The 15,425-nt window shown below is 72.0% G+C and carries 15 protein-coding genes; 7 read left to right on the top strand and 8 right to left on the bottom strand.

The window, feature by feature from the left end; all coding sequences use genetic code 11:
* Positions 1-97: 97 nt before the first annotated feature.
* Positions 98-913, bottom strand: a complete 816-nt coding sequence (locus ACZ4VI_RS24130; protein ID WP_468002273.1) for an AfsR/SARP family transcriptional regulator — start codon at positions 911-913, stop codon at positions 98-100.
* A gap of 235 nt (positions 914-1,148) precedes the next feature.
* On the opposite strand from ACZ4VI_RS24130, the gene ACZ4VI_RS24125 reads away from it, so the two are divergent.
* From ACZ4VI_RS24125 to ACZ4VI_RS24110, 4 genes are all read left to right on the top strand, one after another.
* Positions 1,149-1,304: a hypothetical protein gene (locus tag ACZ4VI_RS24125; protein ID WP_468002271.1), complete on the top strand. Its 156-nt coding sequence runs from the start codon at positions 1,149-1,151 to the stop codon at positions 1,302-1,304.
* Positions 1,301-3,604, top strand: a complete 2,304-nt coding sequence (locus tag ACZ4VI_RS24120; RefSeq protein WP_468002269.1) for a TOMM precursor leader peptide-binding protein — start codon at positions 1,301-1,303, stop codon at positions 3,602-3,604. Before ACZ4VI_RS24125 ends, ACZ4VI_RS24120 begins: the two co-directional genes overlap by 4 nt.
* Positions 3,605-3,690: 86 nt before the next feature.
* A complete protein-coding gene (locus ACZ4VI_RS24115; protein WP_468002267.1) occupies positions 3,691-4,359 on the top strand; it encodes a hypothetical protein in 669 nt (222 codons plus the stop codon).
* Positions 4,360-4,411: 52 nt separating this feature from the next.
* A complete protein-coding gene (locus tag ACZ4VI_RS24110) occupies positions 4,412-5,647 on the top strand; it encodes a sensor histidine kinase (RefSeq protein ID WP_468002265.1) in 1,236 nt (411 codons plus the stop codon).
* On the opposite strand, the gene ACZ4VI_RS24105 is transcribed toward ACZ4VI_RS24110, so the two are convergent.
* Complete coding sequence (locus ACZ4VI_RS24105) at positions 5,589-6,194, bottom strand: response regulator transcription factor (protein ID WP_468002263.1); 606 nt, start codon at positions 6,192-6,194, stop codon at positions 5,589-5,591. The two genes, ACZ4VI_RS24110 and ACZ4VI_RS24105, sit on opposite strands and share 59 nt — an antisense overlap.
* A gap of 183 nt (positions 6,195-6,377) precedes the next feature.
* Between ACZ4VI_RS24105 and ACZ4VI_RS24100 the strand changes: the two genes are divergently transcribed.
* Positions 6,378-7,298: an MBL fold metallo-hydrolase gene (locus ACZ4VI_RS24100; protein ID WP_468002261.1), complete on the top strand. Its 921-nt coding sequence runs from the start codon at positions 6,378-6,380 to the stop codon at positions 7,296-7,298.
* Positions 7,299-7,352: 54 nt separating this feature from the next.
* Here the strand turns inward: ACZ4VI_RS24100 and ACZ4VI_RS24095 are convergent, their stop codons facing one another.
* Positions 7,353-7,865, bottom strand: a complete 513-nt coding sequence (locus ACZ4VI_RS24095; protein WP_468002259.1) for a flavin reductase family protein — start codon at positions 7,863-7,865, stop codon at positions 7,353-7,355.
* 134 nt (positions 7,866-7,999) lie between these two features.
* Between ACZ4VI_RS24095 and pepN the strand changes: the two genes are divergently transcribed.
* Positions 8,000-10,549, top strand: coding sequence for an aminopeptidase N (gene pepN / locus ACZ4VI_RS24090; protein ID WP_468002257.1), 2,550 nt, complete (start codon positions 8,000-8,002; stop codon positions 10,547-10,549).
* 256 nt (positions 10,550-10,805) lie between these two features.
* On the top strand, positions 10,806-11,750 hold the full coding sequence (locus tag ACZ4VI_RS24085; protein ID WP_468002255.1) for a hypothetical protein: 945 nt from the start codon (positions 10,806-10,808) through the stop codon (positions 11,748-11,750).
* On the opposite strand, the gene ACZ4VI_RS24080 is transcribed toward ACZ4VI_RS24085, so the two are convergent.
* From ACZ4VI_RS24080 to ACZ4VI_RS24060, 5 genes are all read right to left on the bottom strand, one after another.
* Positions 11,747-12,898, bottom strand: coding sequence for a serine hydrolase domain-containing protein (locus tag ACZ4VI_RS24080; RefSeq protein WP_468002253.1), 1,152 nt, complete (start codon positions 12,896-12,898; stop codon positions 11,747-11,749). The two genes, ACZ4VI_RS24085 and ACZ4VI_RS24080, sit on opposite strands and share 4 nt — an antisense overlap.
* A gap of 95 nt (positions 12,899-12,993) precedes the next feature.
* Entirely contained in the window at positions 12,994-13,461 is a 468-nt protein-coding gene (locus ACZ4VI_RS24075; protein WP_468002251.1) for an NUDIX hydrolase, read from the bottom strand.
* A gap of 17 nt (positions 13,462-13,478) precedes the next feature.
* Positions 13,479-13,958 (bottom strand): HPP family protein, encoded by a 480-nt coding sequence (locus ACZ4VI_RS24070; RefSeq protein WP_468002249.1) that lies wholly within the window; start codon positions 13,956-13,958, stop codon positions 13,479-13,481.
* On the bottom strand, positions 13,955-14,827 hold the full coding sequence (locus ACZ4VI_RS24065) for a pyridoxamine 5'-phosphate oxidase family protein (protein WP_468002247.1): 873 nt from the start codon (positions 14,825-14,827) through the stop codon (positions 13,955-13,957). Before ACZ4VI_RS24065 ends, ACZ4VI_RS24070 begins: the two co-directional genes overlap by 4 nt.
* Positions 14,828-14,950: 123 nt before the next feature.
* On the bottom strand, positions 14,951-15,406 hold the full coding sequence (locus ACZ4VI_RS24060; RefSeq protein ID WP_468002245.1) for a VOC family protein: 456 nt from the start codon (positions 15,404-15,406) through the stop codon (positions 14,951-14,953).
* Positions 15,407-15,425: the final 19 nt, after the last annotated feature.

Here is a 15,425-nt window from a genome sequence, read left to right as displayed (position 1 = left end):
TTCACCCCGGCCCCGCCCTCGGTCCCCCCTTTTGCCCCACCCCCCCGGGCCCGGCGAAAGTGGGGGCCCGGGGCACCCCCCCCCCCCCCCCGCCTCCTCAGCCGGCCTGGCGCACCGGCACCCGCCAGGGGTCGCCGGCCAGGTCGAGCTCGGGGTCGCAGGCCAGGACCGCCTGGTGGAGCCGCTGGAGCCGCGGCGAGGGCTCGACGCCGAGCTCCTCGATGAGGGTCCTGCGCAGCTGCTGGAAGACCTCCAGGGCCCGCCAGGTGTTGCCCGAGCGGTAGCAGGCCACCATCAGATAGCCCGCGAGGGTCTCGTGCAGCGGGTTCTTGGCGTACAGCACCCGCAGTTCGGCGACGAGCGCCGCGTGCCGCCCGAGCCGGAGCTCGGCCTCGATGCGCTGCTCGAGGACCCGCATCCGGGCCTCCTCGTGACCGAGGACCTCCGCGGCGAGCACCTGCCCCTTCGGTACGTCCACCAGCGCGGGACCGCGCCACAGCGCGAGCGCCCGGCCGAACGCGGCCGTCGCGGCGAGCGGGTCGCCGGCGTCGAGGGCGGTCGTTCCCCGGGCCGCGAGACGCTCGAACTCGCTCCAGTCGCTGGTGTCCGGCGGGACATCGAGCCGGTAGCCGCCGAAGCTGGTGGACAGGACGGACTTCGCGGAGCGTTCCCCTTCGCCCGGCCCCGCCGAGGCGATCCTGCGCCGCAGCTGGAGAATGTAGGTCTGCAGTGTGGTCGCCGCGCTGCGCGGCGGGCGCTCCCCCCACACCTCTTCCATCAGGGTCGGTACGGGCACCACGTGACCCGCCCGGATCGCGAGGAGCGCGAGAATCTGACGCGGCTTTCCAGCACTGGGAACGATCGATTCACCATGTGTCCGGATCGAGATCGGCCCCAGCAGTTGGATGTCCACTCGGAATCCTCCTATGACGTACGCAGGCCGGACCCCCGTATCGACCCGGCATGAGGCGCTGCGTCCCGAGCATCACACGCGTCAAGAGACCGGCCCCAGTGAACCTGTCACGAACTCCTGCATGAGAAAAACATGACGGAGTCGTGACGGAGTCACTGGTCCCCCCTCGGAGCGCCGAGGCAGGATTCCTGCTGATCGAACGCCCCTTCTCCAAGCAAGCGAAGGTACGGAAACGATGGAAGCCACCTCCACAGTCCCGCTCGCCGCCCAGACCGCGGCCACCAGCCCCACCGGGCTGCTCATCGAGAACCTCGACGCGCCCTCGGACGCCGTCGCGCTGTTCACCCTCACCTATGGCAGCCTCCCGCTGGAGAACCCGGCCGAACGATGACGACCAGGGCCGGGGGGACCGAGCCCGGTGCGGGCGACCGCATCGGGTTCAAGGGCCACCTGCGGGTGGAGGTCGTGGCGGACGACGCCGCGTACCTCTTCTCCGAAGACGGCGTGACGGCGCTGCAGGGCCGGGGCATCGAGTCGGTCGCCCCGCTGCTCGACGGCACACGGGACCGTGCGGCGATCCGCCGCGCGGTCCCGTCGGCCGTGGCCGACGGCCTCGACGAGCTGCTCGGCGCGCTGGACACGGCCGGGTTGCTTGCCCGGCGCGGGACCCCGCCGCCGGCCGACCCGGCGCTGCGGGAGGAGACCGCGTACTGGGAGGCCGCGGGTCTCGACGGCCCGGACGCGCGGGCGCGGGTCGCGGCCGGCCGGGTGTGCGTGCGCGCCGTGGACGGGCTGCCGGTCGCACCGGCCGTCGCGGCCTGCCGCGAGGCCGGACTCGACGTGGTCGAGGACCCCGCGCCCGCCGACCTCACGATCGTTCTCTGCGCCGACTATCTCTCCCCCCGGCTGCGCGAGGCCGCCGACTCCCTGCGTTCCGCCGGGCGCAGTTGGCTGCCGGTCAGGCCCGCCGGGGTCACCGCCTGGATCGGCCCGGTCTTCCGGCCGGAAGGGGCCTGCTGGCACTGCCTGGCGCACCGGCTGGACGCCCACCGCGCCTCCGAGCTGCCCGTCCGCCGGGCCCGAGGGCTCTCCGGGCCGGTCGCCCGGCCGTCCGTGACCCTGGGCGCCGCCCGCTCCGCGGCGCTGCACCTGGCGGCCCTCGAAGCCGTGAAGTGGTGCGCGGGGCACCGGTACGAGGGCCAGTCCGCGCTGTTCACCCTGGACAGCCTCTCCTTCGCCGGCCGCCACCATCCGGTACGGCGCCGGCCCCAGTGCCCCGCCTGCGGCGACCCGGGCCTTGTGGCCGAGCGGACCGAGCGCCCCGTGGTGCCGGTCTCGCGTCTCAAGGTGGCGGGCTCGGGCGCCAACGACCGCGCTCTGACGTCCCGGCAGATGATCGAGCGGTACGGCTCGCTCGTCGACCCGCTGACCGGTGTGGTCGCGGAGTTGCGGCGCGACACGCGGGCCCCCGAGCCGCTCCACTGCTTCACCTCCGGCCGCAATCTCGCCGTGGGCGGCGACACCACACTGAACGGGCTGCGGGCCGGGCTGCGGAGTCTCAGCGGAGGCAAGGGGGTCACCGAGCTCGACGCCCGGGTCAGCGCCCTGTGCGAGGCCCTGGAGCGGTACTCGGGCAGCCTGCACGGCGACGAGCCGCGTATCCGGGACTCGTACCGCCGTCTCGGCGACAGTGCCGTGCACCCGAACGACTGTCAGCTCTTCGACTCCCGGCAGTTCCGAGACCGCGCGTCCTGGAACGCCCGCAACTCGCTCTTCCAGCAGGTGAGTGCGGAGTTCGACCCGGACGTCCCGGTGGACTGGACCCCGGTGTGGTCGCTCACCCACCAGCGGCGGCGCCTGCTGCCGACGGCGATGCTGTACTTCGGCCGGGGCACCGATCCCGTGGCCGGAAGCCGGTTCGCGCGGGCCGACTCCAACGGCAGCGCGGCGGGCAGCAGCGTCGAGGACGCGATCGTCCAGGGCTTCCTGGAGCTGGTGGAGCGGGACGCGGTCGCCCTGTGGTGGTACAACCGCACCCGGCAGCCCGGCGTCGACCTCGACGGCTTCGAGGACGCCTGGACGGCCGAACTGCGCCGGGTCTACGCGGGCATGAACCGTGAGCTCTGGGCGCTCGACCTCACCTCGGACTTCGGCATTCCGGTGTTCGCCGCGCTCTCCCGGCGCACCGACAAGGACGCCGAGGACATCATGTTCGGGTTCGGGGCCCACTTCGACCCGCGGGCTGCGCTACGACGGGCGCTCACCGAGATGAACCAGCTGGTGCCGGCGGTGGCCGGGGCCCGCGCGGACGGCGAGGGTTACGCCGTCCGCGACCCCGAGCCGCTCGGCTGGTGGCTGCGGGCGACGACGGCCAACCAGCCCTACCTGCTGCCCGATCCGCGTACGGCGCCGCGCAACCCGGCGGACTTCTCGTACCGTCCCCGCGCCGATCTCCTCGACGATGTGCGGGCCGCCGAGGCGCTGGTCCGGGAGCGGGGCATGGAGCTGCTCGTGCTCGACCAGACCCGGCCCGACATCGGGCTCCCCGTGGTCAAGGTGATCGTCCCGGGCATGCGCCACTTCTGGGCACGGTTCGGCCCGGGCCGGCTGTACGACGTGCCGGTGCGGCTCGGGCGGCTGGCCGAGCCGACGCCGTACGCCGATCTCAACCCCGTCCCCCTCTTCGTCTGACCGGGACCGCAGTGACCGGAGCCACGACCGGCGGAGCCGCACGATCCACGCCCGAATCCACCGACTCCCCGCGGACCCTCGACCACGTGCCCAGCACCTTCGTCCTGTGGTCGCTGCGGGACGACGTCGAGCTCGAACCGGGCGGCCGGGGACGCGATCTGATCGTCCACAGCCTGTACGGAGAGGTACGGCTGCGGCGGCCCGACCAGCTGCTGCGCACCGCGCTCGACCGGATGACCCTCGGCCCCATCTCGCTCGAGAATGTCTTCGACGTCCCGCGCGGCCACCTCGGGCCGGACGCGGACCACCCCGCGCTGTGGGCGGCGCTGCGCCGGCTGCGGCACCTCCTGGTGCGCTCGCTGGGCGCCGACGACCAGTACGGTCCGATCCTCTCCGCCGTCCCCGTCTCGGCCGACGCGGTGTTCCGCCGCTACGAGGTGGCCGCCGGGGTGCCGGTCTCGCTGGCCCCCGACGCCGTGCTCGAACTCTGTACCCGGGGCAAGGGGCTGAAGCTGCACACGCCCGACGGGCCCTTCCTGCTGGTCCTGCACCGCCCGGAGGCGATCTGGACCGCCATGGCCGTCACGCATCCGGTCAGCGTGGACCAGGTGCTCGCGCAGCTCCCGATCGCTCCGGGACTGGCCCATGAGATCATCGGCTACATCGGTGGGGCGAGCCTGCTCAGCGCCCTGCCGGGCGGGCGGCGGGGGCCCTCCGAGAGCGACAGCGGCGGGGCCGCGCTCACGCCTTCCTGATCACGTATCACGTCGACGTGACACCGGTAGCACTGTCGTAACGAGGGGAACCATGACCGACAAGAGGCCGGACGATCTGCCATGGCTGGACGGTAAACAGGCCCGCGTGTGCGAGCGGTCCATCTCCCCGATGGTGGCCACTCTGCTCATCGCCCTGGTGCAGTGCGGGTTCGGGGTGATGGGGTTCCTCAACCTGCTGGCCCGCCGTCCCACGCACGCCGAACTCCTCGGCTGCTCCGCCGCCTTCCTCGCGGTCTTCGCCCTCCAGCTCACGCACTGCCTGCCCCAGACCCAGAGGTTCCGCTCGCGGTACGGCCTGTGGACCCTCGGCCTCCAGGCCGTGTGCACCGTCGTGCCGGTGCTCGCGTTCGGGATCGCCTGGGGCGGCATGGCCGGTTTCGTCGCGGGCTCGTGCCTGCTCCTGGCCCCGGCCCCGCTGTCGGTGGCCCTGTACGGACTGGCCGTCGCCACGATGGCGGGCATCGCGGCCTGGATGCGCATGTCCGGCCTCGACATCACCTATCTGACGCTGGCGACGATGATGACGGGCCTGTTCGTCTACAGCGTCACCCGGCTCACCGAACTCCTCGCCGAGTCCTATGCGCGGCGCCACGATCTCGCCGAATTCGCCGTCGCCCGGGAGCGGTTGAGGTTCGCCCGTGATCTGCACGACCTGCTGGGCTACAGCCTCTCCTCCATCACGCTCAAGAGCGAGCTGATCAGCCGGCTCATCGGCTCGCACGACGAGCGGGCCCGGCAGGAGCTGACGGACGTGCTGAGCATCTCGCGGCAGGCCCTCGCGGACGTCCGCGCGGTGGCCGACGGCTACCGGGAGCTGTCTCTCTCGGACGAACTCGCCTCGGCGGAGCTCATGCTCAAGGCCGCCGGCATCAGCACCTACGTCCGCCAGTCGACCGGCCCGCTCGGCAGTCACACGGAGACGGTGCTCGCCACCGTGCTGCGGGAGGGCGTGACCAATCTGCTGCGGCACAGCAAGGCACGGCACTGCCGGATCTCGCTCACCGAGGAGAGCGGCTGGGTCCGCCTCAGGCTGGACAACGACGGGGTTCCGGCGGCGGCCGCCGAAACCCCCGAGCGGGAGGGGACCGGCCTGGAGAACCTCGCGCTCCGGCTCAGCCGGATCAACGGTTCCCTGACCTTCGACGAGGGTCCGGAAGGCTGGTTCCGCCTGGACGCCCGGTGTCCGGCCGGTCCGATCCGCGGGGCCGTCAGATCCAGCCCGACTCCGAGGCGATCCGAATCGCGTCATGCCGATTCCGTGCGTTGATCTTCGCGACGGCGGACGTCAGATAGTTGCGAACGGTGCCGACCGACAGATGAACCTGGGCGGCGATCTCCTTCGGTCCGGCTCCGGTCGCGGCCAGCCTCAGCACCTCCGCCTCCCGGCCGGTGAGCGGATTCTCCTCGTACTGCCATACGTCCAGCGCCAGCTGACGGTCGATCACCCGGCCGTTGGCCGCCACCGTACGGATCGCCGCTGCCAGTTTCGCCGGAGGCGCGTCCTTCAGCAGATACCCCGCGACCTGCACGGACAGCGCACGCCGTAACGCTCCGGGCCGGTGCAGGCTGGTCAGGATCAGCGTCCTGCACTCCGGAAGTCTCTCCTTCAACTGAGAGGCGGCGCTGAGGCCGTCGAGCCCCGGCAGATCGATGTCGATGAGCGCGACGTCCGGCTTGGAGTCCAGCGCCGTCTCCACGATGGCGTCGCCCCGCTCCACCTCCGCCACCACGTCGATGTCCGACTCCAGCTGCAGGAGTGCCACCAGCGCCCCACGGACCATGTGCATGTCCTCGGCTATCAAGACGCGTATCACGCATTCGCCCCCGTTCCCCGTACTGAAGGCCCTGTCTCGGCCGTGCCCCTCAACCATGCTACTGGCCAGATAAATCCCTTCCCCGGTGATTTCACGGCGGTGCGTTCCACCGCCGCTCGAGGAACGGGCGCCAGAATCCGGGCAGCCCCTCCCTTGGGGGCGGCACCGGACATGGAGAGGCTCATGACAGCGCAACCGCAGGCCACGCAGGCTCGCCTGGAGGAGGTCGCCGACGGCGTCCTCGCCTATGTCCAGCCGGACGGCGGGTGGTGCCTGAACAACGCCGGACTGCTCCTGGACTCCGGCGACGCCGCCCTGATCGACACGGCGGCGACGGAAAACCGCACCCGTCTGCTGCGCGGCGCGGTCCTGGGCGCGAGCGGCGGCAGGGCCCCCCGCACGCTCGTCAACACGCACTTCCACGGCGACCACACCTTCGGCAACTACCTCTTCCCCGAAGCCGTCGTCGTCGGCCACGAGCGCACCCGCTCGGAGATGCACGAGACCGGGCTCCATCTGACCGGGCTGTGGCCCGACGTGTGCTGGGGCGATCTGGAACTGGCCCTGCCCCAGCTGACCTTCGACCGGTCGCTCACCCTCCACGTCGGCGACCTGCGGGCCGAGCTGCTCCACCTCGGCCCGGCCCACACCAGCAACGACGTCGTGGTGTGGGTCCCCGAGCGCGGTGTGCTGTTCACCGGCGACCTGGTCATGGCGGGCGTCACGCCGTTCTGCCCGATGGGGTCCGTCGCCGGCTCGCTGAGCGTCCTCGACCGGCTGCGCGCGCTCGGCGCGCACACGGTGGTTCCCGGGCACGGCCCGGTGAGCGGGCCGGAGATCCTCGACGTCACCGAGGGCTATCTGCGCTGGCTGCAGGGACTGGCGAAGGAGGGGGTGGCCGCCGGCGCGACACCGCTCGACGTGGCCCGGTCCACCGACCTGGGGCCGTACGCGGAGCTGCTGGACAGTGAGCGGCTCGTCCCCAACCTGCACCGCGCCTTCGCGGAGGAGAAGGGAGCGGAGCCGGGAGCGCCGATGGACATCGGTCCCCTGTTCGCCGAGATGATCACGTTCCACGGCGGGCTTCCGGCCTGCCACGCCTGACGCCTCGGGGGCGCGGAGGAGGTGGCCGGGCGCCCGGCCGCCTCCTCATTCCGTTCAGCCTGCCGAGCGGGCGTACTCGGCGGCGGGCTCCCAGAAGCCGAACGACCCACGGTGGTAGAGCAGCGCCCGGTTCTTGCGCAGCTCCGCCTCGTCGACCCGGCCCAGGAAGATCCAGTGGTCCCCGGCCTCCACCGCCCGGGTCACGGTGCACGCCGCGTACCCGAGCACCCCGTCCCGCAGGACAGGGGCGCCCGCCGCGGCCCGGGACGGCCGCCACGCGCGGCCCGCGAACTTCTCCCGCGAACGGCTCGCGAAGGCCGTGGCCAGCTCCTCGCCGCCCTCCGCGAGTACATGGACCACGAAGGCTCCGTGCGAGTGGAGCGCCGGGAGCGTGTGCGAGCCCTTGCCGACGCAGATCAGCAGCAGCGGGGGCTCCATGGAGACCTCCGAGACGGCGCTGCAGGTGAATCCCCGCGGCTCACCGCGATCGTCCACCGTGGTCACGACCGAGACCGCGGTCGGGAACGAGCCGAAGAACCTCCGGAAATCCTGCGCGTCTATCGCCATGTCACGAGAGGTTCGCCGCCCGTGCTGGAACGCCGGTGGACTCCGGCTGGAGACGACCGAAGGGGGGAAAGCGCATGCTTCGGGCCCTCGTGGGAAGATCGGTGCTGTTTCGAACGAGCCACGAAGGAGTGACCGTGCCCGGTGAGAATCTGTCCCGCGACGAGGCCCGCGAGCGGGCCGCGCTGCTGTCCGTCGACGGGTACGAGGTCGCCCTCGATCTGCGCTCGGCGGTCGGCGAGTGGGGGGAGGGGGAAGGGGTACGCACCTTCCGCTCGGTGACGACCATCCGGTTCCGTCGTACGGGCACGGGCTCCGCCACCTTCGTGGATCTGATCGCCCCCGCCGTGACCTCGGTCGAGCTGAACGGCCGCGCGCTCGACCCGGCCGCCGTCTTCGACGGCGCGCGGATCGCGCTGGACGGTCTGGCGGACGACAACGTCCTGGTGGTCGACGCCCAGTGCGCCTACAGCCGGACCGGCGAGGGCATGCACCGCTTCGTCGACCCCGAGGACGGCGAGGTCTACCTCTACACGCAGTACGAGCCGGCCGACGCCCGCCGCGTGTACGCCACGTTCGAGCAGCCCGACCTGAAGGCCCCGCACCGCTTCTCGGTGACCGCGCCCGCGGGCTGGACGGTGTGGAGCAACGGCGCCGGGGAGCAGGACGCCGACGGGGTGTGGCGGTTCGCCGAGACGGCGCCCATCTCGACGTACATCACCTGCGTGGTCGCCGGTCCGTACCACTACGTGACGGACACGTACCGGCGTGGGGACGTGGAGATCCCGCTCGGCGCGATGTGCCGCAAGGGGCTGGCGAAGCACCTCGACGCGGACGACGTCTTCCTGATCACCAAGCAGGGCTTCGACTTCTTCCACGACAACTTCGACTACCCGTACCCCTTCGGGAAGTACGACCAGGCCTTCGTCCCCGAGTACAACCTCGGCGCGATGGAGAACCCGGGCATGGTGACGTTCCGCGAGGAGTACATCTACCGGGGCAAGGTCACCCAGGCCGCCTACGAGCGCCGGGCCAACGTCATCCTGCACGAGATGGCGCACATGTGGTTCGGCGACCTGGTCACCATGGTGTGGTGGGACGACCTGTGGCTGAAGGAGTCCTTCGCCGACTTCATGGGCTCCTTCTCGCTGGCCGAGGCGACCCGCTTCACCAACAGCTGGGTGACCTTCGCCAACAACCGCAAGTCGTGGGCGTACCGCGCCGACCAGCTGCCGTCCACCCACCCGATCACGGCCGACATCCGTGACCTGGAGGACGCCAAGCTGAACTTCGACGGCATCACGTACGCCAAGGGCGCGTCCGTCCTGAAGCAGCTGGTGGCGTACGCGGGACGGGACGCGTTCCTGGAGGGCGCGCGCCGCTACTTCAAGCGCCACGCGTACGGGAACACGCGCCTGACCGATCTGCTGTCGGTACTGGAGGAGACCTCCGGGCGCGACATGAAGGCGTGGTCGCGGTCCTGGCTGCAGACCTCGGGCGTCAACACGCTGACGCCGGAGGTGACGTACGACGCGGAGGGCCGGATCACCGAGCTGGCCGTCGTCCAGTCCGGGGACGAGCTGCGTCCGCACCGGGCGGCGGTCGGCCTGTACAAGCTGTCGGTGGAGGGCGAGCTCGTGCGGTACGCGCGGGCCGAGGCGGACGTGGACGGGGCGCGGACGGTCGTGGCCGAGCTGGCCGGGTCGGCCCGGCCCGACCTGGTGCTCGTCAACGACGACGACCTGACGTACTGCAAGGTCCGCTTCGACGAGGGTTCGCTCGAGACGCTCCGGGCGCACCTGGGCGACATCACGGACCCGCTGGCGCGGGCGCTGTGCTGGTCGGCGCTGTGGAACCTGACCCGGGACGGCCTGATGCCGGCGCGGGACTTCGTCGCGGTCGCGCTGGACTTCGCGGGCCGTGAGACGGACATCGGCGTGCTCCAGATGGTGCACGCCTGGGCGCGGTCGGCGGTCACGCACTACGCCGCGCCCACATGGCGCCCGGAGGGCGGCCGGCTGCTCGCCGAGGGCGGGCTGCGCGAGCTGCGGGTGGCCGCACCGGGCAGCGAGCACCAGCTGACCTGGGCGCGGTTCTTCGCGGCCGTCGCCGACGCCGACGCGGACTTCCAGCTCCTCGAGGGGCTGCTCGACGGTACGGCGAAGATCGACGGTCTCGATGTCGACCAGGAGCTGCGCTGGTCGTTCCTGGAGCCGCTGGCCGCGCACGGCCGGGCGGACGAGGCCCGGATCGGCGAGGAGCTGGCGCTCGACGACACGGCGACCGGCAAGCGCCACCAGGTCCGCTGTCTGGCGGCCCGGCCCTCGGCGGCGGTCAAGGCGCAGGCGTGGGCGCAGGTCGTCGAGTCGGACACGCTGTCGAACGCGCTGGTGGAGGCGACGATCGCGGGCTTCGTCCAGCCGTCGCAGCGGGAGCTGATCGCGCCGTACGCGGAGAAGTACTTCGCGGCGATCGAGCGGGTGTGGGCGGACCGTTCGATCCAGATCGGCATGGACGTGGTGCGCGGGCTGTTCCCGGGCCTCCAGGGCGAGTCGGCCCTGGCCGCGACGGACGCGTGGCTCGCCACACACGAGTCGTCCGCACCGGCACTGCGACGCCTCGTCCTGGAGGGCCGGGACGACTTGGCGCGGGCGCTGCGGGCGCAGGCGTGTGACGCGGGCGCGTAGCCGCTGTGCGGCCTTTCCGGGGTGCGGCGCTCTTGATTGGGCGCCGCACCCCGGTGCGTAGGGGCACATGGGCGGACGGCGCCGCTTGGGGCGCCGTTCCGTTGTGCCCACCCGTTCCGCCCCAGCGGAACAGTTGCCCACAACGGGCAGCCTCATCGGCAGTCGAACGTGCGTACTTTAGGGCGAGGTTGTCCCTAAATGTCGACGAGCGTGTAACAGCGGTTAGTGGACGGCCGGGGCGCGGAAGACCCCCGGCATGAACCACAACACCCCCATCACCCCCCGCCCCCTCCCGCTCCCCTCCCTCGCCGACAACCGGCAACGAGTCGTGTCCGCCGACCAGTTGCGCGCTCAGGGACTGTCCGGGCAGCAGATCCTGCCCGGCGTCTTCCTCCTCCACCCCGGGCAGCCCACCAGTGAGGACCGGCTGCACGCCGCGCTCCTGTACGCCCGCCGCCCCGATTCGATGATCACCGGGCTCGCCGCGCTCGCCCTGCACCGCTTCTCGTCCGCTCCCCCGCTGATCTCCCTGGACCGGATCGACCTGCTGGTCCCCCGCACCCGCAGACTGCGCTCCACCGGCTGGGTCCGGGTCGTGCGCGCCCAGGACATGCCCGAGCCCCTGGAGATCACCGGGCTGCCCGTCGCGCCCGTCGCCCGGGCCCTCGCCGACGCGGTGGCCGGTCTGACCGACGCGGGCGTCGTACGCCGGCTGCTCACCGAGGCCGTACGCGGAGGCCACTGCGAACCCGGCGCCGTCGTACGGGAGTTGAACCGGGCCCGGCTGCTCAACCGGCCGCACGTGGTGGACGCCGTCGACTCGCTGCTCGCGGAGGGCCGGAGCATCGCCGAGGAGCGGCTGTACGAGATGGTGCGGGAGTTCGCCCTGCCCGACCCGCTGTGGAACGTGGACCTGCGGCTGCCCGGCGGCCCGTACCTCGGCGGTCTGGACGCCTACTGGCCCGACCAGGCGGTGGCGGTGGAGCTGGACACCCGGGCGCCCCGGCAGGACGACGACGCGCTGTGGTCGGAGTACACCCGTAAGCGCGAGCACCTGGAGCGGCTCGGCATCACGGTCGTCCACATCACCCCGCGCAAGCTGCGCGAGGCGATGGACCAGCAGGCCACCGTGGTCCGTACGGCCCTGATGGCCGCGACGGACCGGCAGCCCGCCGCGTACGTCGTCGTCCTGCCCCGTTAGGCCTTCCCGCAGAACTCGGCCTCGATGACCGTCTGGCTGTCACCCGTCCAGTCGGCGTTGAAGTTCATGGCGAGCGAGTGCTCGCCGTCCCGGGTGGCGACTGCCTGCGAGGAGGAGCCGTGGATGCCGCCACCGTGGCCCCAGACCTCCTTGCCACAGCTCAGCTTCAGCTGCATCAGTCCGAGACCGTAGAAGAACTCGGGGTTCTCGGCGCTGACGGGCACGGCCTGCGTCATCTCGCGGAGCTCACCCTTCGGCAGCAGCTTCCCCTTGAACAGCGCCCGGTAGAACGTCTGCAGATCGTTGGAGTCGGAGATCATCTCGCCCGCCGCGTAGGCGAGGGACGGGTTCAGCTCCGTGACGTCGTGGATCGTCGTCGCGTTCTCGTCGATCGAGAGCTTCGAGTACGCGCGTGAACTCGGCGCCGGCATCGCCGCGTTCGTGCCGGGAACGCTGGTGGCGCGCAGCTTCAGCGGCTTGATGATCCGCCGCTCGACCTCCTTGCCGTACGGGCGGCCGGTCGCCTTCTCGATCACCATGCCCGCCAGGACGTAGTTGGTGTTGGAGTAGGTCCAGGCGGTGCCGGGGGCGAAGTCCGGCTCGTGGGTCATCGCGATCGCGACGAGCTGCTCCGGGGTCCAGGTGTCGTAGCGGTGCTCCAGGAAGGCCGGGCCGAAGACCTTCTGCTGGAAGCCGGGGTCGGAGGTGACGCTGTAGATGCCGCTGGTGTGGTTGAGGAGCTGGCGGACGGTGACCTTCCGGCCGTCGTGGCCGTTGCCGCGGACCACGCCGGGCAGCCACTTCTCGACCGGGTCGTCGAGGTCGAGGCGGCCCTCGGCCTGGAGCTGGAGGAGGACCGTGGCCACGAAGGTCTTGGTGATGGAGCCGACCCGGTAGCGGTCCTTGCCCCCGCGCTCGCCGGCCGTCCCCGTCCAGCCGCCGCCCCGACCGGTCCGGGCCTGGGCCACGGCGCCGGGCACGCCTTCCTCGACCGCCGCGTCGAGGGCCCGCTGGGTTGCGGTGTGGTCGGGCTGCTTCGGCGCGGTGGCGGCGACGGCGGGCGCGGCGAGCGCTCCGGCGGTGAGGGCGGCCACGGCGGTGGCGGCGGTGGCGGCGAGGACGGTACGGGCGACGCGTACGGAAGTCATGCGGGTTCCCCTGGTGTGGTGTGCGTACTACGGTCACGGGAGGGGACCCGGGGCGTGCGGGCATGGTTGAGCGGGCTGCTCAGGTTGAGCGGGATTCAGCCGTTCGCCGGATCGGCGAGGCGGGAGCGGCCGACCGGGGGCCGTTCGCGCCACAACTGCAGCCCGATGTCGACGAGTTCGACACGGGTCAGGCCGGGAACGGAGGCGAGGGGATGCCAGGCGGCGAGGTCGGTGGAGCCGTGGTCCTCGTTGCGCAGGGAACCGCCGGTGATCCGGGCCTCGTAGATGATCCGCAGGCCCTGGAAGTCGCCGGGACCTGCGAACTTACGCAGCCAGTTCCGGCGGATGGAGTCGATGCCGAGCAGGGCGACCGGCTCTGCGAGATACCCCGTCTCCTCCTCCACCTCGCGGACGACGGTGTCGACCGGTTCCTCACCGTGGTCCATCCCGCCGCCGGGCAGCGTCCACCGCCTGGCCCCGGCGCTGTCTACCCAACGGGCGAGAAGTATCGCGTCGTCACGGACACACACGGCGTAGGCCGCCACCCTCAACTCCTGTTTCATGGAGTGAGGTTAGAGCGTCAGAACCAGTACGAGGGGTATGTCCGCCCGGTGGCACGGGCGCCCGCGAGGCCGACGGCGACGAGCAGGACGCACGCGAGGGCGAGCAGGGCGAGGAAGGTCCAGAACGGCGGATTCTGGAGCGTGACGATCACGGCCGTGGCGGCGGCGGGCGAGTGCGGGGTGCGCGCCGCCATCATCACGCCGAGCGCGAGGCCGCCGGCGAGGGCGGCGCCCCAGAGGGTCGGGCCGGTGGCGAGGAGGACGGCGTAGCCGGTGAGCGCGGAGAGCAGCTGGCCTCCGACGACCGAGCGGGGCTGGGAGAGCGGCAGGTCGGGGGCGCCCGCCACCAGCGCCATGCTGGCCGCCAGGGGCGGGATCAGCAGGGGCTGGTGGAGGACGGTGCCGAGCGCGACCAGGGCGAGCAGCGCGGTGACGCTGACGGTGGTGGCCAGGGCCACGGCCCGGGGGTGAGGGCGGGCAGGGGCTGCCGTCGTCATGCGGGGTCCTGGTCCTGGGGAAGGGGCGGGTTGGCGGGCGAGTACTCCGGGTCCGACCAGCGCAGGGGGCTCGCGGACGGGGTCTCGACGGTTCGCCGGATACGGAACCGGGTGGTGCGACTGCCGTCGGGGCCGTACACGGTGTGGGCCGTACCGGAGAGCTGGAGCGTGGTGCCGGTCTTCCAGTCGAGGAAGAGCAGCCCTGCGCGGCCGTCGGTCTCCAGGTTGCCGAGGGTCAGGAACATCGCGTTGCCGGGATAGTCCGGCCAGCTCAGCTCGGTGGGCGTGTCGACCTGGACGAAGCCGGGGTTGCCGCCGCGGTGGCTCGCGTCCACGCCGTCGGGGGCGGAGGTCGCGATGAAGAAGGTGTCGGCGGCGCGGACGAACCGCTCCTGCGCGGGGGTGAGCGCGGTGCCGTGGAGCGGGGTGCCGGGCGGGGTGGTGGGGTCGGGCGCGTACAGCTCGCGCTTCTGGAGGTACTTCGGGCAGTTGGAGAAGACCTCCTCCGCCTCGACGGTGAAGCCACGGGCGCTGGGACGGGCGATGCCGTTGAGGCGCATGCGGCGGCGGGTGCGGGGGTCGAGGGCGATCGTCCCCACGGGGGCGGGCCCGGGGGCGGGGGGCGGGGCCGCGACGGAGATCGTGTGCGGGCCGGTCGCCCGGACGAACCCGGGGGTGCCGGTCAGGAGGGTGCTCCAGATGTCGCCTTCGCCGTCCGCCGCCGCGAGCACCAGCATGGGCTGGAGTTCTAGGAAGGCGGCGGCGATGGGGCGGATGCCGGGGGCGATGGAGCGGCCGACGTGGTCGGCCACCGCGCGGACCCCGACCCGCTCCTGCACGGCTCGGGAGCCCTCGTTGTACGGGTCCATGTCCTTGTGGCCTTTCGTGTGCGGGTCCGGGGGTCGGGGTACGGGACCTTGGCGCAGTGAGCGCGTTCGTGGCTGTGCCCACCCGTTCCGCCCTGCGGAACGATTGCCCACAGCCTGGGCGACCTAGAAGAAACCGCAGGTCGGGGCGCCCTCCGTCGGGGCCTCCGTGCCTTCCGCGCCGGTCGGGGCGAAGATTTCCAGGCGGGTGCCGTCCGGGTCGTGGAAGAAGATGCCGCCCGAGGAGCCGCCCTCGGAGTGGGGGACCACGCCCTCGTACGCGAAGGGGGTGCCGCGCTCCTTCAGGGCCCACTCCGCCGCCTTGACCCGCTCGATCGACTCGGCCTCGAACGCGAGGTGGTGCAGGCCCGCGCGGCCGGAGTCGTACGCGCCCTCCGCCTGCTGCCAGAGCGTGACGACGAGCTTTCCGCCCTGGCCCAGGAACGCGTAGCGCCGCCCTTCCTCCTTGCCCTCGCCGAGCACCTCGAAGCCCAGGACGCCCCCGTAGAAGTCGAGTGAGCGCTCCAGGTCCGTGACGTTGAGCCCGACGTGGTTGGTGACCAGCGTTCCGATCGCCGACATGGCGGTTCCCCTCTCAGAG

It is taken from the genome of Streptomyces sp. NPDC029169 (assembly GCF_055563935.1).
This window is presented reverse-complemented; position numbering and strand designations above follow the sequence as displayed.